Origin of the sequence: Ramlibacter albus (genome assembly GCF_014297445.1) — a bacterium.
GTDB lineage: Bacteria > Pseudomonadota > Gammaproteobacteria > Burkholderiales > Burkholderiaceae_C > Ramlibacter > Ramlibacter albus.
The window spans coordinates 86,986-105,611 of record NZ_JACORU010000011.1; the positions used below are offsets into that span (position 1 = coordinate 86,986).

The 18,626-nt window shown below is 65.3% G+C and carries 24 protein-coding genes; 20 read left to right on the forward strand and 4 right to left on the reverse strand.

Going from position 1 to position 18,626, the window contains the following annotated elements:
- Nucleotides 1–137 precede the first annotated feature (137 nt).
- The 10 genes from H8R02_RS23890 (at nt 138) to H8R02_RS23935 (ending at nt 7,894) form a co-directional block, all read left to right on the forward strand.
- A complete protein-coding gene (locus tag H8R02_RS23890) occupies nt 138–1,166 on the forward strand; it encodes a P-loop NTPase family protein (RefSeq protein WP_187084012.1) in 1,029 nt (342 codons plus the stop codon).
- Nucleotides 1,167–1,359: 193 nt separating this feature from the next.
- Complete coding sequence (locus H8R02_RS23895) at nt 1,360–3,336, forward strand: ATP-binding protein (protein ID WP_187084013.1); 1,977 nt, start codon at nt 1,360–1,362, stop codon at nt 3,334–3,336.
- 381 nt (nt 3,337–3,717) lie between these two features.
- On the forward strand, nt 3,718–3,915 hold the full coding sequence (locus H8R02_RS23900) for a hypothetical protein (RefSeq protein WP_187084014.1): 198 nt from the start codon (nt 3,718–3,720) through the stop codon (nt 3,913–3,915).
- Between the two features lie 15 nt (nt 3,916–3,930).
- The gene (locus tag H8R02_RS23905; RefSeq protein ID WP_187084015.1) at nt 3,931–4,878 is read left to right on the forward strand and encodes an SEL1-like repeat protein; all 948 of its coding nucleotides are present in this window, start codon (nt 3,931–3,933) and stop codon (nt 4,876–4,878) included.
- Between the two features lie 10 nt (nt 4,879–4,888).
- On the forward strand, nt 4,889–5,095 hold the full coding sequence (locus H8R02_RS23910) for a hypothetical protein (RefSeq protein ID WP_187084016.1): 207 nt from the start codon (nt 4,889–4,891) through the stop codon (nt 5,093–5,095).
- A 110-nt stretch (nt 5,096–5,205) separates the two neighbouring features.
- On the forward strand, nt 5,206–5,967 hold the full coding sequence (locus H8R02_RS23915) for a hypothetical protein (RefSeq protein ID WP_187084017.1): 762 nt from the start codon (nt 5,206–5,208) through the stop codon (nt 5,965–5,967).
- 28 nt (nt 5,968–5,995) lie between these two features.
- On the forward strand, nt 5,996–6,547 hold the full coding sequence (locus H8R02_RS23920; RefSeq protein ID WP_187084018.1) for a hypothetical protein: 552 nt from the start codon (nt 5,996–5,998) through the stop codon (nt 6,545–6,547).
- Entirely contained in the window at nt 6,541–7,425 is an 885-nt protein-coding gene (locus H8R02_RS23925) for a nucleotide kinase domain-containing protein (protein ID WP_187084019.1), read from the forward strand. Before H8R02_RS23920 ends, H8R02_RS23925 begins: the two co-directional genes overlap by 7 nt.
- Nucleotides 7,422–7,682: a hypothetical protein gene (locus H8R02_RS23930; protein ID WP_187084020.1), complete on the forward strand. Its 261-nt coding sequence runs from the start codon at nt 7,422–7,424 to the stop codon at nt 7,680–7,682. The genes H8R02_RS23925 and H8R02_RS23930 overlap by 4 nt, the downstream gene beginning before the upstream one ends.
- Nucleotides 7,679–7,894, forward strand: coding sequence for a hypothetical protein (locus H8R02_RS23935; protein ID WP_187084021.1), 216 nt, complete (start codon nt 7,679–7,681; stop codon nt 7,892–7,894). Before H8R02_RS23930 ends, H8R02_RS23935 begins: the two co-directional genes overlap by 4 nt.
- A gap of 2 nt (nt 7,895–7,896) precedes the next feature.
- Here H8R02_RS23935 and H8R02_RS23940 read toward each other — a convergent pair whose 3' ends face one another.
- Nucleotides 7,897–9,279 carry an Eco57I restriction-modification methylase domain-containing protein gene (locus H8R02_RS23940; protein ID WP_187084022.1) on the reverse strand — a complete coding sequence of 461 codons (1,383 nt, stop codon included), beginning with the start codon at nt 9,277–9,279 and terminating at the stop codon, nt 7,897–7,899.
- A gap of 83 nt (nt 9,280–9,362) precedes the next feature.
- Here H8R02_RS23940 and H8R02_RS23945 point away from each other — a divergent pair, with 83 nt between their 5' ends.
- The 7 genes from H8R02_RS23945 to H8R02_RS23975 all read left to right on the forward strand — a co-directional run bounded on the left by H8R02_RS23945 (nt 9,363) and on the right by H8R02_RS23975 (nt 13,155).
- Nucleotides 9,363–9,671: a hypothetical protein gene (locus H8R02_RS23945; protein WP_187084023.1), complete on the forward strand. Its 309-nt coding sequence runs from the start codon at nt 9,363–9,365 to the stop codon at nt 9,669–9,671.
- Nucleotides 9,664–10,905: a site-specific DNA-methyltransferase gene (locus H8R02_RS23950; protein ID WP_187084024.1), complete on the forward strand. Its 1,242-nt coding sequence runs from the start codon at nt 9,664–9,666 to the stop codon at nt 10,903–10,905. The genes H8R02_RS23945 and H8R02_RS23950 overlap by 8 nt, the downstream gene beginning before the upstream one ends.
- A gap of 240 nt (nt 10,906–11,145) precedes the next feature.
- Nucleotides 11,146–11,535 (forward strand): hypothetical protein, encoded by a 390-nt coding sequence (locus H8R02_RS23955; protein ID WP_187084025.1) that lies wholly within the window; start codon nt 11,146–11,148, stop codon nt 11,533–11,535.
- A 77-nt stretch (nt 11,536–11,612) separates the two neighbouring features.
- Complete coding sequence (locus tag H8R02_RS23960) at nt 11,613–11,858, forward strand: hypothetical protein (protein WP_187084026.1); 246 nt, start codon at nt 11,613–11,615, stop codon at nt 11,856–11,858.
- Nucleotides 11,859–11,865: 7 nt separating this feature from the next.
- Nucleotides 11,866–12,177: a hypothetical protein gene (locus tag H8R02_RS23965; RefSeq protein WP_187084027.1), complete on the forward strand. Its 312-nt coding sequence runs from the start codon at nt 11,866–11,868 to the stop codon at nt 12,175–12,177.
- Nucleotides 12,178–12,370: 193 nt separating this feature from the next.
- Complete coding sequence (locus tag H8R02_RS23970) at nt 12,371–12,853, forward strand: hypothetical protein (protein WP_187084028.1); 483 nt, start codon at nt 12,371–12,373, stop codon at nt 12,851–12,853.
- Between the two features lie 2 nt (nt 12,854–12,855).
- Nucleotides 12,856–13,155, forward strand: coding sequence for a hypothetical protein (locus tag H8R02_RS23975; protein ID WP_187084029.1), 300 nt, complete (start codon nt 12,856–12,858; stop codon nt 13,153–13,155).
- A 6-nt stretch (nt 13,156–13,161) separates the two neighbouring features.
- On the opposite strand, the gene H8R02_RS23980 is transcribed toward H8R02_RS23975, so the two are convergent.
- Nucleotides 13,162–14,271 carry a deazapurine DNA modification protein DpdA family protein gene (locus tag H8R02_RS23980; RefSeq protein ID WP_187084030.1) on the reverse strand — a complete coding sequence of 370 codons (1,110 nt, stop codon included), beginning with the start codon at nt 14,269–14,271 and terminating at the stop codon, nt 13,162–13,164.
- On the reverse strand, nt 14,268–15,395 hold the full coding sequence (locus H8R02_RS23985) for a hypothetical protein (protein WP_187084031.1): 1,128 nt from the start codon (nt 15,393–15,395) through the stop codon (nt 14,268–14,270). Before H8R02_RS23985 ends, H8R02_RS23980 begins: the two co-directional genes overlap by 4 nt.
- Nucleotides 15,396–15,488: 93 nt before the next feature.
- Here H8R02_RS23985 and H8R02_RS23990 point away from each other — a divergent pair, with 93 nt between their 5' ends.
- Nucleotides 15,489–15,677, forward strand: coding sequence for a hypothetical protein (locus H8R02_RS23990; protein ID WP_187084032.1), 189 nt, complete (start codon nt 15,489–15,491; stop codon nt 15,675–15,677).
- 408 nt (nt 15,678–16,085) lie between these two features.
- On the opposite strand, the gene H8R02_RS23995 is transcribed toward H8R02_RS23990, so the two are convergent.
- Nucleotides 16,086–16,745, reverse strand: coding sequence for a thermonuclease family protein (locus tag H8R02_RS23995; protein WP_187084033.1), 660 nt, complete (start codon nt 16,743–16,745; stop codon nt 16,086–16,088).
- A gap of 255 nt (nt 16,746–17,000) precedes the next feature.
- Between H8R02_RS23995 and H8R02_RS24000 the strand changes: the two genes are divergently transcribed.
- Nucleotides 17,001–17,753, forward strand: a complete 753-nt coding sequence (locus H8R02_RS24000) for a hypothetical protein (protein ID WP_187084034.1) — start codon at nt 17,001–17,003, stop codon at nt 17,751–17,753.
- A 191-nt stretch (nt 17,754–17,944) separates the two neighbouring features.
- Nucleotides 17,945–18,577: a hypothetical protein gene (locus H8R02_RS24005; RefSeq protein ID WP_187084035.1), complete on the forward strand. Its 633-nt coding sequence runs from the start codon at nt 17,945–17,947 to the stop codon at nt 18,575–18,577.
- The last annotated feature ends 49 nt before the right edge of the window (nt 18,578–18,626 follow it).

Below are 18,626 nucleotides of genomic sequence, written 5' to 3' on the forward strand. Positions count from 1 at the left end.
AGAATCGACGCCGAGCGCTTCCTCCCGCGCCGGCCGGCCCACGTTGGCGAACTTGTTTCGACGAGACGGAGACGCGATTCTTCGGCTCCATTTCTGGCACCGAGCAAGTGGGCTGCTTCCGGTGTGAGGAATGCGAGATGAAGAAACCGCCCACGGCCACGAAGGTGGCGTCGATGAAGCGCGCCGCGAAGGTGCTCGCGCGTACCCAATCCATTTCCCACAGCGAGGCCCTCGAGCGCTTGGCGCGCGAGCAGGGCTATGCCAGCTGGCACGAAGTCACGTCTTTGCGCGGCGCATCTCCAGCTGACGACGAGTTCCCCATCGACCCGCCGTTGCCGAAGAACTTCGACGACACGCCGAACGAGGATCGCTCGAAGCGCCAGATCGACCAGTGGTGGCAGCGGCCCTTCCTGCTCTCCAACTCGAACGGCGGCTACACAGTACGTGCGCTAGATGGAGGGGCGTGGGACAGATCGACTTTTTACGGCGATGCGCCTGATCTTGAGTCGGCAAAACAGTTGGCGCGCGCCAAGCTTGCGAAGTGGCGCGGCTACCTTGATCAGCCCAAGGCGCTGTTCGACGACGAGTTCCGGATCATGTTCCTCGACCCAATGCGTCCGCGGGAGCCTCTGGTCGTCGTCGACGTTGTCGATGGCACCTCAGAAGCAATGGCCGCGTGGCAAGCGGCCTGGGATGGCCTGAGCGACCACGAGCGCAAAGGCCGGATCGCGCGGGCGAGAGAACGTGCCCGGCACGTGCCCAACTACGATGCAATGGACCGGTTCGTGCGGCGCGACATCCTGCGTCCATCGTCCCCGGAGATGGGCTACTCGCAACAGGCCGCCTGCCTGCTGCTCTGGCGCTGGAGGGATGTGGAGAGCAATACTGCATCTGGATCGCTGATCGAGATCGGGCATTACCTGACGCCCTTCATGCGCAAAGGCACTCTCGAAGATCTGCGAGAGTTCTTGCGTGGCCTTGGCAGCGTCACAGCACCGGCCGCCGGCAAAGCACAGGCGGATCGTGTGCCGGTCGTCCGCGAGATGCTTTTCCACGCCGTGCCAGGGCATCCTGAGCGGGAGACTTTCGAAGCTCGCCTATCGCCCGCAGTTTTGGAACGCACCCCGCGCGCCAGACGGCGCCTTTCGGAGGCAACTGCTTCTTAACGGCGGGCGCTCTGTGCGCGAACGTCATCGTTTGACGTCACACTGGCATTGATGGAGCATGCGGGCACTTTGGCATCCGCCAGAGAGCGCGCGTCGAGCGCGACACACACCATCCACCCTGCCCGGGCAGACCTGCCCGCAGGGCAAGTTTCGTTCGGGCTGCGCGGCTACCGGCCGCAGAAAGCAATCCCACATGAGCGAAACAATCAACACGCCTCGCCAGGAGACCGTCACTGCAGGCATCAGCGAAGCCAAGCTTCTCGGCTCCCTGAAGCACCTCTTCGCAAGCAGCTTCTCCGTCCTCGGCGAGCTGATGCAGAACGCCAGACGTGCCCGTGCGAGCGGCGTCACCTTCGACTTCGACCCCGACCAGAAGACGCTCACCGTGTGCGACGACGGCACGGGCATCGCTGACTTCCAGAACCTGGTCGTGCTGGCCCAGTCGGGCTGGGATGACGAGACGATGCTCACCGAGAACCCCTTCGGGATGGGCCTGTTCAGCGTGCTCTTTGCCTGCGAGGAAGTCACGTTCCGATCCCGCGGCCGCAGACTTCGCGTCAGCATCGACGCAGTCGTTGAGAAGCGCGCGATCGCCGTCGACGTCGACGAGAGCGCCCCGGTGCAAGGAACACGGATCGAGATGCGCAACCTCGCGCCGAATCTGCTGCCGGCGAAGCATGAAGTGCCCTCGGCCGGCATCGTCGGCTTGGCCCGTTACGAGATGGTCGAAGAGCTGCGCGCCTACGCCCAAGGCTTCGCCATCCCTGTCCGCTTGAATGGCGAGGACCTGCCGCGTCCTTTCGCGCAGGAGAACATCCCTGGCGAGAAGACGGACATCGGCTTCGTGTCGGTGTACGGCATCCACCGGGCGCCGGACCGGCAGGTCGTCATGGTGAACGCGCACGCCTACAACGTGTACTTTCTGCAGGGGCTGCCGATCAACGGCAGTGCGGTCCGCAACGGCACCCCGTGCGTGATCGTGCACCTCGACAACGCATCGTTCATCCCGAAGATGCCCGACCGTGCCCACCTCTACGATCAGGAGCGCGCCTTCAAGCGCATCTCCACGTCGCTGACGGAGCTCGTCGAGCGCTACCTTGTCGACCGGAAGGCCAAGCTCACGCCCAAGGAATTCGCGTCCCGCCACTGGACGGAATGCAAGGTGTTCCGGCGCTTGGACCTGATGAACGACGTCCCCTGGATCCCGGCGAGCCTCTTCTTCCGCATCGGAGCGATCCTGGAGAGCTCGGAGCGGATGATGGATCGCTGCACGGCGCTCGCTACGACGGCGCAGGGCGACCCGGAAGCACACCTGCTTTCTCGCGAAGACGTGGAGCAAGGCAAGTTCCGGATCTGGCGCAACACGCCGTACGCACCGTCCGCGAGTCGCGCGGCAGCACTGCTGCTGAAGGTGATGCAGCGCGAGGAAGTGCTCGCCCTGGCGGACAACCTGCCCGAGGGTCACTGGCTCAACCTGTGCACACCGGATTGCGAGGGGTTCACGTTCGACGTCCACGCAAGCGGCTGTGCTGGCAAGGCGGACTACCATGCCGGCGACTGGATGTCGAAGGTCACGATCCAGCTTGCCAGCCAGGCCGAGATCGTGATCAACGATCCCGACCAGCGGATGACACCGCTGCGCTGCATCGTGGAAGACGACTGGCTGCTCCTGCCGGCCGGCTTCACGGAGCGCAAGGCCTTCAACGCGGACTTGCCCTTCGGCGATCATGAAGCGGTCTGCCTCGTGATCGGGCGCGGCATCCGCTGGGACCATCCCGTGGATGCGCTGTCCTCGTACACGGACGAAAACGACGAGTACCGCGACGACTGGCAGGAGAACAGTGCACGCCTGTGGAACGCGCTGGTCTCCGGTCTGCGCGGTGACAGCATCGCGGACCTGGTGGCCACGGCGCTGAACACCTGCACCGAGGTGGTCGCGTCCGAATGCCATTTGCCGCACATGGCGGTGGTGCGAACGACGCTCGCCGAGCCCGGCACGCGCGTGCGCAACGCTCCCCGCATGGAGGTCGTCTGCCTGCAAGACGACGCCTTCTGGGAGTCGTTCGCCGCGAGCTTCGATTCGGCAGGGGACACCGCACTGAAGCAGCGGCTGCGCGACGCTTTCGTCGCCACCGTTCGTCCGGGAGAGATCATCCGCACTGCGGAATGATCGCCGGCTCCGCAACAACCTTGAAAGGCCGCCCTCCGGGGCGGCCTTTCGCTTTTGGGAATGGGTGGACGTGATCTGTTGACGCGTCGAGCCACCGAGGAAGAAACTGCATTCGTGGCTACCTGATTTCTCGGGCCGCCTCGAAGGCGAAACGCCTTCCAAGAACTCTCGCAGCGGGCATCCCGCTGCAGCGGCGCACCAGCCGCCAACTCGCAGCCCGTGCGGCCCGCCCGCCTTCGCTGCGTTCCACCACCCCAACACGCGCACCGCGCTGTGCCTAGCCATGCCATCGGTTTCCGTCGGCATCGCTAGGCGCTGCTCCGCTTCGGACAGACCTAACCCCGCCGACGCACTGGCGACTTTTTCAGATGGAGAGTTCACATGCAAACCTTGATCCTCGGCCGATCGACACCCGCGTTCCGTCCGGCCTCGCCGGGCACGTTGCCGCCTTCGCAGTCCGCTCCGCCGGCGCCCATTGACCGCGAGGTCGCTGCGCACTACCTCGGCTGTCTCGAGCGGCGCCAGGCCCTCGAACGCACTCGCGCCCTGGACTTCTTCCAGCAACTCGTCACCCGTTGATCAAGGACCCCTGCCATGAACTCGAACCGTTCCGCTTTCACGTGCCTGACCGCCGCAGATCTCGCCGACATCGCTGCCTCCCTGTGCTCGTCGATGTTCCGCGCTCACCTGGACACCTGGCGTGATGCGCTGCAAGGACGCGCGGAAGGCGCGGAGGGGGTGCCGGAAAGCTACCTGATGGCGATGCGAAAAGTCATCTCCGCTGAAGCCGCCGACCGCAGCATCGACTTCGAGGACGCGATCGCGGCGGTCATCGCAATCCACGCCCTCGGTACGACAGCGGCACGCGACACGGCTGCCCATCTCCTTCAGGACCTTCAGCTTCTCGGCAGCGAGACGGCGACCGTGCTGGCCGCAGCCCTGATGGTGCACGAGCCGGATGCCGGCGCCGCAGCGCGGGTTCAGGGCATCAGCCTGCTTCGCGCGCTGCGCTTGAACAGCCCTCGCGTCGACGTGCGCGCGCACGCAACGCTTCTCCTAGCAGATGCCTACCGGTGCGGCTTCGGGATCGAAAAGGACGTGCAGGTGGCGTTGCACCTGTACAGCGTGGCGCTCGAAGAGGGCGGCTGCGGCACGGGTCGCGCTCACTTTCACCTGGGAACGTGGCTGCTGCGAACACCCACGGAGGGCGAGAGATCCCACGGTCCTCGAATTGCGAAGGCGGAGAAGCACTTCCGTGACGGAACTGATGCAGGCTGCATGCGCTGCGTCGCCGCGTTGGGACTTCTCCATGCGAAAGGCCGAGCGAACCATCCGGATGTCGAGCTGGGACGCGAGCTGCTCGAGCTCGCCGCCAACGTCGGATTGGTCCCTGTCATCGACCAGTACGCTGATGCAGCGCCGGCGGTGCCGGCAGCGATCACGTTCCACCGCGGCAAATGGCACCGACGAGCCCGAGGAAAGAGCCTGAATTTCGTCCAGGGCCTGCGCAACCTGCTGCGCTCTTCGTTCCAAATGGCATAGAGGTGCCACGATGAAGAACCTCGTGAACTTCTTCCGCACCGATCTTTCCGATGACGGCGCTGATCGGCTGCCGCTGCCGTCGGCACCCCGTGGTCGTGCCTACGCTGCCCAGCCGGACCGATTGCGCGGCGAGCACGCCCACGCCGGCCGCTTCCTGCCGAAGCCCTCTCGCGTGCTCATGGGATTCGTCCAGCCGCGTCTGCTTCCTGCCGCGTAGCACGTTTGGCGCCTCTGCACGCGGTCGCGTGCACCGCGCGCCAGCCCGTATCTCCGCATCCCCGCAGGCGCCGAAGTGCGCCTGTCCGACTTCTTGGAGGAGAACTCTCCGTGCAAGACGCACTCAGCGTGGACCTGTACGTCCAGATCAAGGAATGGCTCTTGAACAACGATCCTGACGCCCACCGGATGCTGGCATGGGCCAGCACGGTGACAGCGCCCACGACGCCTGAGGCGCTCGCCGGGGAGATCGTCTGGGTTCAGCTCTGCGCGGGCCGCTCGACTCAAGCTGCGCGCACCATCGAACGGAAGGTTCGACGCGCGCTGGACGCCGGGGAACCCGTCGTCGAGGTGTTCGGCTATCGCGCGAAGGCGGCAGCGATCGAGCAGGTGTGGCGAGAGCGCTCGATGAACTTCGCGGCGATGCGCGCCGCGCTGGATTCCGGAAGCCCACAGGCGATCATCGATTGGTGCGCCAGCCTTCCGTTCATCGGGGATGACACCAAGTACCAGCTCGCGAAGAATTGCGGAGTGAGATCGGTTTGCAAACCTGATATCTGGATGTGCAGGCTCGCTGGGCTCGCTGACCGGCCGCGTCGTCCACTGCGAGAGCGGTTCGCCCGCTGCCAGGCGATGGCACAACAGCTTGCTGCAGGCACCGGAGACAGCGTCGCAGTGGTGGATTCCCTCCTGTGGCAGGCTGCGAACAAGGGCCTATTCGAGGTGACCTTCGATCCGCACCGCTTTCGCTTTCACGCGCGAGCCCCACGGGGTCGAAGCATCTTCGCTGCGGCCGGCGAAGTCCTGCCGCCGCCCATTCCCACACCGGGCACTAACCTTGACACGGGCCCCGCACGTGAGAGCCTGTCCTGACAGCACGAATTTGCAAGGGAGACCAGTCGTGTCCGACAACGAGAGTGCAGGCGGCGGTGAGATGAATGAAGCGCAGGGAAGGGTTACGCTCGAGCGGTGGCTGCAGGCGAACACGCCCAACGAGGACGTCATGGAGGCATGGCGCATGCTGTGCGCGACGTTGGACGCCACGCGCGGCGGCACGGCAATACCCACTGGCGCGATCCACGAAGTGTGGACACGTACAGGCGGTCTAGCGTGGCCGCGCGGAGGAGAGACTCGGCCGGCTCTGCGCATCACACCGTGCGAGACATTCGGCGCCCGCGGGCGGACCTGGGCGCTGGCGGCCGATCAGCGGGGAACGCTTCTGGAAGCTGCCATCGAGGACTTGGACAGCCCGCCGTCTCCGACGCTCGAAGCCCTTTCACAAGACCCTGCGACGCCTCGTTGGCTTCTGCAAGCGATTGCGGGACTCGGCCAGCGCGATCCGGTGAAGGCGGCGGCCGAAGCGTCCGTTCTGGCTCGCACGCTCGCGCAGCGCGCCGAGCAGGTTGTGGCGGAGAGCGGCGCGCTTCCCGGGCAAAGCGGAACACCATGCTGATCCCCGGCATCATTCCCGACCAGTTTGCCGTGCTGGTGGACTGGATCCGGGAGCGAGAAGCAGTGCGTGTGCGCAAAGAGGCCGGGGAGCCGTGGCCGTGGACGCACAACGCGAACCTTCGCGCCTTCCGATGGTGCAACGTCCGTCGCATGGACGATCGCGTCAGCAGGGAGCTGTTCACCAGCTGGTATGACCCCGCGGCGACACACGCCGAGCAGCTCATAGCCGCCACCATGGCCAGGCTCGTGAACTGGACCGATGCCCTCTTGGACTCGATGCAAGGTGCGCGGTTCGACTGCCAGCTGTTGCCGCAGGCACGCGCGCGTCTGCATGCGCGCGCAGAACGTGGCGACAAGGTGTTCACGGGCGCGTACATCGTGCCAGGCACACCAGGCCGTTCGAAGGTCGACAGCATCTGCGATGTCGTGAACCAGGTATCCGCGCAAGCGCAGCAGCTGCTCGCGCCCAGCATGCGCGGGACTTGGGAAAACCTGCTGGCGCTGGACGGCCTGGGCAGCTTCTTGGCCGGTCAGATCGTGGCGGACCTCGCCCACCTTCCCGCCGGCGCAGCGTGGCCCGACGCACAGACGTGGGCACCCGTGGGCCCGGGCAGCGCGCGAGGCTGGAATCGCCTTACAGGAATGCCTGTGCACCGGCACGTGTCGCAGTCGGAATTCGACGTGGCGTTGCCAACGGTGGTAGCCGCGCTGGAGCAGGCCATCCCAGACATCTGGGTGCAGCGCAAGCTCAGCGCGTTCGACGCCCAAAACTGCCTATGCGAAGGCGACAAGAACTTCCGCCTGCTCCTGAACGAGGGGAAGGTACGCGCTCGGTACCACCCGCCAGCGACGCAGAGCAGCCTCGCATTGCACGTGTGAGCCCCATCATGCACAAGGTGATCGACATCACACCCGTGGCCACGGCAACCGGCCTGTCGGGGAAACAGCTCGGCCGGTGCGACGCCTGCCCGGAGAACTGGTACTCGGCACCAGGCGGGCAGCAGCTCAAGCCGTATCCCCACTCGCGGTGCCTCGCACTCGCCCGCGACATCCCCATGGTGCTCGACGTGAAGGGCTCCTGGATGTACAGCGAGAAGCCCACAGATTGCCCGCGGCTGCCGACACCGAGCCGATGACAACGCAGACGCGCGAGCGATGCTTCGCTTGTGACCGCGTGATCCGCGACAGAAATCCTCTGAGAGCAGACACCCGCGACGCGCAACTGGTGTTCGTCGGCAGCGACTGTTATCGCAAGATCGTCAACGCCGACGACGACGGCTACCAGCCACCGAAGGGAGGTCCGCGCCTGTTCGCGCTCCCGGCCGGGGCTGCGCCAGCCGGCCGATAGAGTCAGGCGATCGGCAACTGCCGAAGTAGCCGCGTGGTGATGGATCGGTAGCCGTTTTCGAGCCGAGGTGCTACCAGTTGGAACCAGTCCGCAGCCAGCGCGCCGGCGAGACATTCCTCGATCTGCTCCAGCGAATACTCGCCGCTGCGCACGATGCTCAGGTTGTGGTTCACCGGAAGGACGCCAGCCGGGATGTGAACAGGTCGCAGGTTCTTGGCGATGCGAGGAACCAGCAGGGAGGGACGAGACAGGTCGAAGCCATGGAACGGCTCGGGCGGCAGCCACGCGCAGGATGCCCGCCGGCCGCGGGCACACATGCGGGGCATGGTTCGCTCCAGGTGATCGAGCACGGCCTGGGGTGGCCGCGCGTGGGGTGTTGTCGCAACGGCGAATCTTGTCGGCTCGCGCAGCTGCCCGTCGCGGACATCGTCGGTGTCGATCGCAGGCACCAGATGCTCGCGCGGCAGGCCTTCGGCGACCGCTGCGTCGACGAGGAAGATCCCGGCTGTGCCGAGCCAGGGCGCGAGCCGGATGGAGCAGACATCGCCCAAGGTGCGACCTGTGGGCGCTTCCGCCGCCGTGGCGATGCCTGGATAGATCGGCGCCGCGGTGATGGGCACGCCCTCCGCAGACTTCAGCACGACGGCACACGGGTGCACGCGGGGCGGACTCCCGGCACGCCGCTGTTTCGGGCGGTAGAACGTGGAGTTGACGTCCAGACGTTCAACATGGGCAAGGCGGAAGAAGCGGCCGACCTCCTCGCGCAGCCGCGCCGCGCCCTGGTTCCCCAACCATCTGTCACTCGTCACGAGCGCGAGCTCGCCACCTGGTCGCAAGACTTTGGCGGACCTGTCCATGAACGAGTGGAGCAGGTCGGCGCGGGCGTATTCAGGCACGAGCCGGGTGTACTCGTCGCGGAGCAGCTCGGGCACATTCAGCATCCTCGAGTAGGGCGGATTGCCGATCACGACGTCGAAGGTCGGTGCACGCGGGCCGTCCGTGAGGAAGTCGCCGCACCGCACGAGCTCCCGAGCGATCTGGCGAGCTCGGTCCGGCGCATAGCCGAACTCGCCCAGCACGGCCGCGACGGTGCAACGGGCTTGCTCTGCCGCAAAAGGATGGATTTCCCACCCCTGGATTCGCGCGAGGAGTTCCGCGTCGTCAAGCTCGGAATGACGTTGCAGTAAACGCGCGAGCGCGCGCCGAAGGAAGGCTCCGTCACCGCAAGACGTATCCACGAGGGCTCTCGTGCCGCATGGCCAGCTCACGCGGTCCAACAACGCGTCCACGACAGGCTCGCAGGTGTAGATCGCCGTCGCGAAATGGAGTTCGTCGATCGCCGATGCGCGCTCGTCACGTTGGAATAGGTCTGCTGTCGATTGCATGAGACCACAATCTCACACGCGACACGGAAAGCAAGGCGATGCCGCGTGGTTGACAACACCTCGTCGCGTGCGACTCTGTCTTCATGTACGTCGACCTTTCGAATCGCGCATCGGGCGCAGCTTCTCTCACGCCCCGCTCCAACAAGCCGGAGGTGCGCAATCCACTGTTGGCACTACCCAGCGCGGCCCGCGCCGCGGACATGCCGGCACCGGCGCGCGACTGGTTGCTGGCCCTGCTGCAGGACCTGCGGCGCGAGGCCCAGGAGCGGGCCAAGAAGGCTTGGGCTACGCGCAAGCCACCGCTGGCCTGTTACTGGCTCGCGGTGGCGGTCTACGCAGGGCACATCGGCCGGGTGCTTCGCCACTTCACAGGACCGGCCCACCATGGGTGAAGCAACAGCGCTCGCGGCCGTGCTGGCGGTGTACCAGCGCAGAGGCGAAGTCGCCAACGACTGCCTCTACGCCGAGGTCAAGGAGTCCTTGGGATTCACGGACGACGACTACGCGCGCCGGGAAACGATCGGGCGCGACACGAGAAAGCACTGCGTGGCCACGCGCGCGATCCGGTGGTACCAGCAGTCCCTTCGGCGCATGAATCTCGTCGAGCGAGTTCCTGGCCGGCGCGGGGTCTGGCGCTTGCGCGGCGCGCTGGAGAAGGAGCTCACGCCCGCGGCCGCCGGCATGACGCTCGTCGGCTTCAGCACCCAGCTCGGCGTCGCGCTGTGGTCGTCCTGCGACGTGTTCAAGGGCATCACCGAGCCCTGCGCGCTGATCCTGACTTCGCCTCCCTATGCACTCGCGAAGCCGCGGCGCTACGGCAACCCGCCTGAACGCGAGATCGTGGAGTTCATCGTCAGGTCGCTTGAGCCGATCGTGAAGAACCTGCTGCCAGGCGGTTCGGTTGTCGTGGTGACCGGCAACGACGTGTTCGTGTCAGGAACTCCGGCTCGAAGTCTCTACGTGGAGCGCCTGGTTCTGGCATTGCATGAGGAACTGGGGCTCGCGCTCATGGATAGGCTGGTCTGGCACCAGAAGAACAAGGCTCCGGGGCCGATGGCTTGGGCCAGCGGTACACGGCAGCAGCTGAACGTGGCCTACGAGCACTGCCTCTGGTTCACGAACGATCCGATCCGTTGCTTTGCGGACAACCGGCGAGTGCTGATGCCCCACAGCGAGCAGCATCGCAAGCTGATGGAAGCCGGTGGCGAACGTCGCGACCTGAGCTCGGCCGACGGCGCGTACACGCTCAGGGCGGGTCGCTCGTTTGCGCAAAGCACGCCGGGCCGGATTCCACGCAACGTCCTGGAGTTCACGCAGCATGGTCGCGAGATCGCGGAGGCCCGGCGCGCCGTCCGCGCCTTCGGATTGCCGCTTCACGGCGCGGTGATGCCGCTTGGCCTCGCCGCGTTCCTGATTCGGTTTCTGACGCGCGAAGGGGACCTGGTGGTAGATCCGTTCGGGGGCTTCGGGACCACAGCGCGCGCGGCCGAGGATGCAGGCCGGCGCTGGCTAATGACGGAACGCATCGCGGAGTACGTGGTGGGACAGGCGATCCGCCTGCGTGACGCAGCTGGGTTCAGGAACTCCATCCCACTCGACCTCAACCACCGCCTGTCGTTCGCGTAGCGGCGGCCTTCGATTGCGCGCACCCTCGCTCACACGCGTCTCGTCGCCCTTCCAGGCGCTGTACTCAGGGAAAGCCCGGATGCCCGCCTTCAGGCGCCCGACAGGTGACCGACAGTTCGCCAAGCGAAGATTCATGCAGGGGAGCCGGGCGTATGTGGATTTCCACAACGTAGAAGCCACACTTTCAGACGGCGATGCACAGAACTATTGTTGCGTCCGCAGTTCGCTGAAGGAGACAAGATGTTGGTCCTTACAGTACTCACCCGCTGGAGACAAGCCCGCCCCGGCGCGCGCGTGGCCCGTGGCGCGCACCAGACGCCGCGTCGTTCCGAGGCCGCGGTCGGATGCTTGCAACTCTCCGAACTTCGGGACCGGACACGAGACGTCCTGCGAGATTGCACCGGCGTCGAGGCCGATCGCCTTCGCATCCGAATCGGCTGTGCAGCCGACGCGAGCGACCTGTGGCTGATGCGCTGCGACATCTTCCAAGTGGTGGCGAATCAGCACCTGCAAACCGTCGCTGCCAACAGGATCAATGACTTGCTCCCCGCCTTCGACGGCTGGTTGCCGCGAAGCCTGCTCGCTCCCGTCGCTGATCGCGGGTGCGTGCAGGACGCTCCATGGGATTGAAAGGCTGCCAGGCCTTCCCGTGAACAGCACAACGGCGGCGGCCGCGCCTAGAATGGGTTTCTCTTTCTGGAGGCCGCATGGACAAGAACCACTCCCTCACCAGAGCGCAACTGGCGCTTCTTGCCGTTGCGGCGCTGCTCGAACTCGTGCTGGCGGCAGTGTTCGGCTGCTCGGCGTTCGAGATCAGCGACGTGACGCGCGGAACGCTGCAGGCATTCTCCATCGCGGTCGCGTTGCTCAGCGTATCGATCCTCATCGAGGACCAGGTCGTGAGGCCTCTGCTGCAGCTCGCGCAACGCCGCAATCGCGGCACCGCGGCCTAACTCTGTCATGCCCACGAGCGACACCGCGGCGCCTTTGACGGCGCAGATGGAAGCTGTTGTCGAGCGCATGCGCCGCACCCAGAGCGTGGCCATCGTTCGTGTTGGCAGCCAGTGGTGGGCTGCCGAAGCCGATGCCGAGCAGTCCGGCGACTGGGGCGAGGTCGACGGACGGTTCCGCCCGCGATTCGCGGCATTCCAGACCAGCACGGTCGCAGCCTTGGTCGCTCGCGGCGTGCTGCGCTTCAAAGGGCCCAAGCGCAAGCCCACTTGGCCCCCGTACACGCCTACGCATTTCCGCGCGGAGTTCCGCTACACCTGACACGAATCAGGTTCCAAATGACGTAGGTTGGTACGAAGCCCACGGTACCGCGCACCGACCCTGCCCCTAGCATGACCATCACCCCTTCGTAGGGGGATGCCAGCCAGGAGGCGTATGGGCCATCTCCAACCGATTTCATGCACGTCGATCGCCGCCGCGACCGACGCGCCACCACATCCTCGCGGGTGACTCGATGCTGACCGAGATGATCTCCCTGATCGCCCGGAATGGCATCTGGCGTGCGGCGGGCCACACCGAGTTGCCCTTGCTCTCACGCGAGGCCAATCCGGTTTCCAACCAGCTGCTGGTGGTCGCCGGCGGCCTCGCACTGGCGCTTTCGCGCTGCGCCGCGGAAGACCACGCCAAGCTCTATCCCCGAGCCGCACAGCTCTACACGCTCCTGCGCAGGGAGCTGAAGATCCACGGTCGGACCAGCGCGAGCTCGTCGCTGATCCTGGAAGCATTCCACGAGACGAGCGAAATTCTGGATCCGAACACACGCCGCGCGTTCCAGAAGTGCCTGGAGGCCCGGTCGCAGTTCGATCGCGCGAAGGCCCTGCAGCGCGAGCCGGTGCGCAGCCCGGAAGGGGCCTACACGAGCTTCGTGCCGATGTCCGAGGATGCGCCTACGTCGGCTCCGCATTCGTCCGTCAAGCGTTCAACGGCGTCGAGCTAGCCATGGACCTCGATTCTTCATTGCTGGCAGTGGTTGTCGACCGAATCACCGGCCCTACGGACACCGGGCACTACCTGGCCAGCTACGTTCTCGTGCACGGCGACGAATTCTGCGGCTACACCAAGGTGTTTCTGGCGGCGCCAGCTGACACCTGGTCGAGTGATGCGATCATGAAATGCGCTGGCCGGCCGGGAGCATCACCCGCCGACGCACTCACCGAATCCGAGAAAGTGGCGTGCAAGCTGTTGCGCGCGACAGACCCACGCTACGACATCACATTCGGGCTCGCACTGGCGAAGTAAGCTGAGTCAGGCCGCGGCGATCCGCCCGGCAGCAACGAACGCTTCTCGAACCGCCGGGTACAGGATGCCGAGACCGTAGTCGTCTTCAGGATCTTCGTCCTCGAAAGCCTTCACGCCGTGGTTGCGCAGCACGGCGTAGACCATTGCGCGATCCATCGGCAGGTGCGCAGTCGCATCCCTGTAGCTGATGTCGTTCGACGCACACAGGTCGGCCAGCGCCGCTCCCACCGCCTCATCGGCGATCTCCACGTCCCCCTGCAGGCGCGGCGCCGGCTGGAGGACTGGAACAGTTTGCGCGGTTGCTCGAGAGAGATAGGCGAGCTGGCGCGCATGCCAATCGACCATCGCGAGCGCGCGTGCGAATTGTGTTCGACCCGTTGGTGTGGAGCGCCGGACCGAGTAGTCCCAGGCCATGGAATCCACCGAGCGAATGCGATGAAGCAAGCCGCGCTCGCGCAGCGCGCGCAAGGCGCCTCCTTTTGCGCCATACAGATGCAATCCGACTCCGGGCACCAGCGCCCGGTCCAATGCGGCCACGATGGCGAAGAGCCCGTCCGGTCCATGCAGGTGTCGGCGGCACACCGAGCCCACGCCCACCAGCGGCGCATCTGCGGGTATGCCCATTTCCTCGGCGCAGCGGACGTACTCGTCCGCAAAGCGTCCCTGGAGCACGGGAACCGGCGCGTCGCATCCCCTCTTGCTGGCTTCGTTTCGGCATTCGAAATAGCGCGCAATCGTCATGTCGATTCGGAGGCGGCGTGTGCCGGCATCGCCGGCGACCTCATCTTCAACGCACAGATCCATCGCGCTGTGCCACGTCCACGGGCCAGCGGAGACCAAGTCGTAGTATTCCCGCACCGTCCACCGGTAGTCGCCGTACAACGCGCTCGCGGTGAAACCGGCCGAGTCGAGGCACAGGTCCGCTTCGCGGGGCAGAGCTTGCGCCGCGGCCAGCTTGAATCCGACGAACTCGTGGTTGCGGTCGACGCGGGCGAACGCATTCGCCGACAGCATCATCGGCAGCCCGGATGCAACACCGTAGTCGAGCAGCTCCCCGCTCACCAGCGGCATTCCGACGCGGACGAGAGGCGAGTGCGTCCCGAGCGGCGGCATCATGCGAAGGCCTCCTCGAGTTCACGCAGCTGCTGCGCTTCCACTTCGGATTCCGCTATCTCAGAGCAGGACCGCGCGTCGAAGGCGTTGTCCGCACCGCCCAGCGTCTTCGCGAGCAGCAGGAACTCCTCGCGGCGAGCACGGACCACCCGGAACTCGGCGTCCACCACGCCATTCACGCGTGCCCACTGGTTCCACGCGAAGCTGCGGCCGAGGCCGACTGTGGTCTTCGTGCTGGGGAAACGATCGGACGTCGCGACCATCTCCTCCCACGACTTCCCGCCAAACTCCACCGCATCGAAGCGGCTGTGGCGGCCTGTGAGCGCCACGCGTTCCATGTGCAACGCCTGTTCGAACAGCTCGGGGTGCATGGCGGCGAGCCAGTAGAGCTCCCAATGCTTCGAAGCGGGGCAGAAGAAGCACGCCGACTTGATCGGCACCATGTCGACGCCGAGGAAGCGCGCGATCGCGCTCACGCAGTCGCTGCGGACCCACCCAAGCAATTGAAGCGGATAGACGTAGTCGAATGGGCTTTCGACGTCGGCCACGCGTTTCGCGCGGCGCGTGTCTGCTTTGCTGCAGTCGTACCCGATCAGTTTGACCACCTTCTGCCCAGCGGCCTTCGCTTCCACCCAGACGGCGTGCTCCGGCCGCGCGTTGGGCCCGGACCGCGCGCCCATGAGGAACTGGTCCTGACAGTGCGCTTTCCATTTCAGGCTGCAGCTGCTCATGCCGAATGCCAGCGACGGAAGCGTTTCATTGGCCAAGCAGTTGCCCAGCAGCGTCGTGTATCCAGTCGACGGCAAGGTCTTCGTGCGCACCACGTCAATCGGCGGCCACCCCCACAGCGCGAGGACCGCCTGCATGCGATCCAGGTGTGCAAGCGTCTCAGGCTTCTCGCCGCCGGTATCGGCGAACGTGATCACGTGGGGCCTCACGCCCGCGACGCGAAGCGCGACCATCATTGCGGTCGAGTCGACACCGCTTCCGAAGCAGAGCGCGATCAGCCGGCCATCCAACGCGTCTCGTAGCGCGCGGATCTGCGCCGCGGAAAGAATGGCGTCCGTGGCAGATGGAGAGAAAGTGAGATCCATGTGTTGTTGTCGGTTCGATTTCTTTCGAACCATTCAACAGCACTTCTCTCGATGTTCAAGTGCGTCCCACGACTTCCTTCTTGATGCGCACGCCTTGCGCGTGCATCATCCGTCCACATGAGTCCAATGACGTCAGACGAAGTAGAGAAGCCCGGCCCGTACTGGTATCAGGACGACGCCATGGGTTCGCCGCGCGAGAAAGTGCAGGTTGTACGAGAGGGCGGCGTGCTCTACGTCCGCTTTCGTGACGACGACCTTGTGGAACCGCCCTTGATCGACCTCATTCCCTTGGCGGGAAACTTCACACCGATCTGACTCGCCGCGCGGCTATTCCGCTGATCCGAGTCGAGCTGTTGCAAACCTGCCGACCCAGTTGATCTGCAGTGCGCCGGCCCGCTTGAGCGCGTAGACAGTCCGGCTACGAAGGTAGGGCGTGCCTTCCCGGAAAGCCGAACCCGACGGGCAAATCCAGTGCCCGCCTTGTGTGCGCTCGACAGAGCCGCCGCATTGGACGATGAAGTCCAAGCCCCGCTGCAATTCGGCATCAGCCCCGTCCGGTCCCGGGCCTGGAAGCTCACGCGGGCCATCGCCCCCCGCCTTTTGCACTATTACCAAAATTTGCTCTCCCGCCTCATCTCCATGTTGTAGGTCCGCGCGCCCCGCGCGCATCACGAAAGGCAGGACCATACTCGAACGAACGAACAACAACGAAGGGACCGCTGTTCAGGGCGCGCAGACCGCGCCATCCCAGCAGGTATGGCGCCACTCCCATGGAGGTACCGGTTTCGGCTGTGCCCACAACCCGCGGTGTGCAGCCCGGGCCTCTTCCTGAGCATCGAGCACGGTCCGGTCACGCAGGTACCGCTTGTTCGCAGTGTTCGCCCACGCGAGCCCCGCGCGCACGAGCTCCTTGTTGACGTGGCTGCCGTTTCGGTACAGATCGCACACCGACCGTCCGTAGCGGTCCTCGTCGACGCAGCGCATGCTCACGCCCGGCTTACCCTCGACCTGCTCGGTCAGCCACTTGGTGGATTGCACGCTGAAAGGCTGGCCCGGCTTGCCGTATCCGTGACTCATTTCGGGGGCGTCGATGTTCGCCAGCCGCACTCGCTCGCGTCGTCCGCGAACGGAGACCGTGTCGCCGTCCAGAACACGCTCGACCACGACAGGCTCGCCAGGTCCGGACAAATCGGACACCGAAGGCTTGCTGCCCCCTGCAACAGGGAAGGGTAGTCCCGCCGCGAGCGCCGTGACGGCCGCCAACGCGGCCAGGGTGATTCTGCGAAGCATCTGCTCTCCGAATTGATGATGTCGCTCCAGCCTGCCGCAGACTCGCGAAGTTTCAAGGGCGTGGTGCTTGATGCCGTGACTTTCTTTCAGCAAGCTCCAATCGGCAAGTGATGGCGTTCACGAGTTTCGACCGCCGCTCATATCCGCGTTTGCTGACCACGAGCTCGACCGGCCACCTGCCCTGAACGCTGCGGTGGACCTGATCGTTTGCGAGCACACGCAGGCCCTCATAGAGTGCGCGCACTGGATCACCAGCCGTCGGTTCGTTCCGACCTTCAACACCGCTGTCGGCGAAGTTTTCGCCTGCAACAACGAGCCACGAGCTCACCCAACTACATGGAGGTGCACTTGCACTCTACAAATGTCGCGCCGCTGCATGTGCGCAGCAATGTTGACCCGATGATGTATTCGCTGCAGCCCGTCCCGCTGCGCCGCGCCTTCGCCCCGGCAGCGTTTGCCGAGGCACACGCGATGCCGGGCGGTCGCGTCATCGACCTGCATCCGGACGATGCGTTCCGCGTTGCCAAGTACCTTGAGCGCAACCGTGCCGTGGCGCTCACCAGCGACGGCGCGACCTTGTTTGCGCTGCAAGACGGCGTGCTCGTCGAGTGCGCGCCGTCTGCGCACGCTCTCGCGCGGCACACCATCGACGCTCAGTTCATTCCCATGGACTGGGTTGGCGGCCAGGCGGTTCCGTCCGGAGCGCCGGAACGCGTCGACATCACACACGCGGTGATGCAGATGCCCCTCGCAACGCTGCATCAGCTCACCGACGGATCGCCCGAGGCCAATGCGCTCGTGGATCCCGAGGATCGAGCCCACTACGGCCCGCACCAGGTGGTGTGTGTCGCCGCGATCACCCATTACTTCGGCTGCGATCTGGTGTCGATCACGAGCGAGATGCAGGCCTGCGCAACACCGCGGCGTCCTGCGTCGCTTGTGCTCGATGACACCGACCAGGAACCGCTGTGGATGCTCAACATCGCTTCTCGGCCGGCGCGCAGTTTTTCGTGCCGCGCCGGCGACATCATCGAAGCCATCCGGAAGGCCGGAGAAATGTTCCCCGGCCTTCCGGTATCGGGGGCCTTCAGCATCGCCTGACGTTTTCCCCAACACCTTACCCGCTCGCAAGCCCGCCCCGAAAAGGCGGGCTTGCGTCGTTCTGGCTTCCGAATCCCCCCATTTCCCCGGGCTTTGACCTCCAAACGGCGTGTTGCCGCCTGACGCTTTGCCACCGACGCTCGAATAATTGGTTGCAGCCCTCATGCGGGCTGAAAGGAAAGTCGCTGTCCATGTCCGCCACTGCTGCCGCCGATGCACTTCTGACACACGATGCCATCGACGCGTTGATGGCACACCCGTTCTGGGAACGACTCGACCCGGAGCTCGAACGCCTCATCCAGCACCTCCCGCAGCAGGGCCCGAAGTGCGAGCGGACGACGATGCTCACGTGGATCTATGGGCAGCAGGGCGTCATGAGCTATCTGGAACTCGTCGACCGCATCACGATCGAGGACATTCGCCACAAGAAGCGCCATGTCCGCGGCTATCTGCGTGGGCTGGAAAAGCTGCAGCTGGTGTCGATCGTGAACTTCCCTTGCAAGGACGGAGAAGAGCCTGACGAAGAAGGGGTCCTGGGCCCCTCGAGCATGGTGAGCTTGACGTGGCTGGGGATGGTGTGGATGAATCGCGCCTGGCAGGCGCGTGCACGTTTCCACCCTGGCTCGCCGAAAGCCGTCCTTTGGGTCCATTCGCAGCTGGTCGAAGAAGAGGACGACGGCAAGGCCAATGAACCCTATTGGGTCGAGAACATGCCAAACCGCGTCGACGGCGAGGCTCCAGCGAGTCGCATCGCGCGGCTCAAGGGCGCGGCGCCGGGGATCACGTCGGTGTTCGACCTGGCGGGCCCGAAGCGCCGCCGATAGGTCGCCCGCGCGTCCGGGGCAGGGCGGACGCTTTCCTGCGGTTTTGACA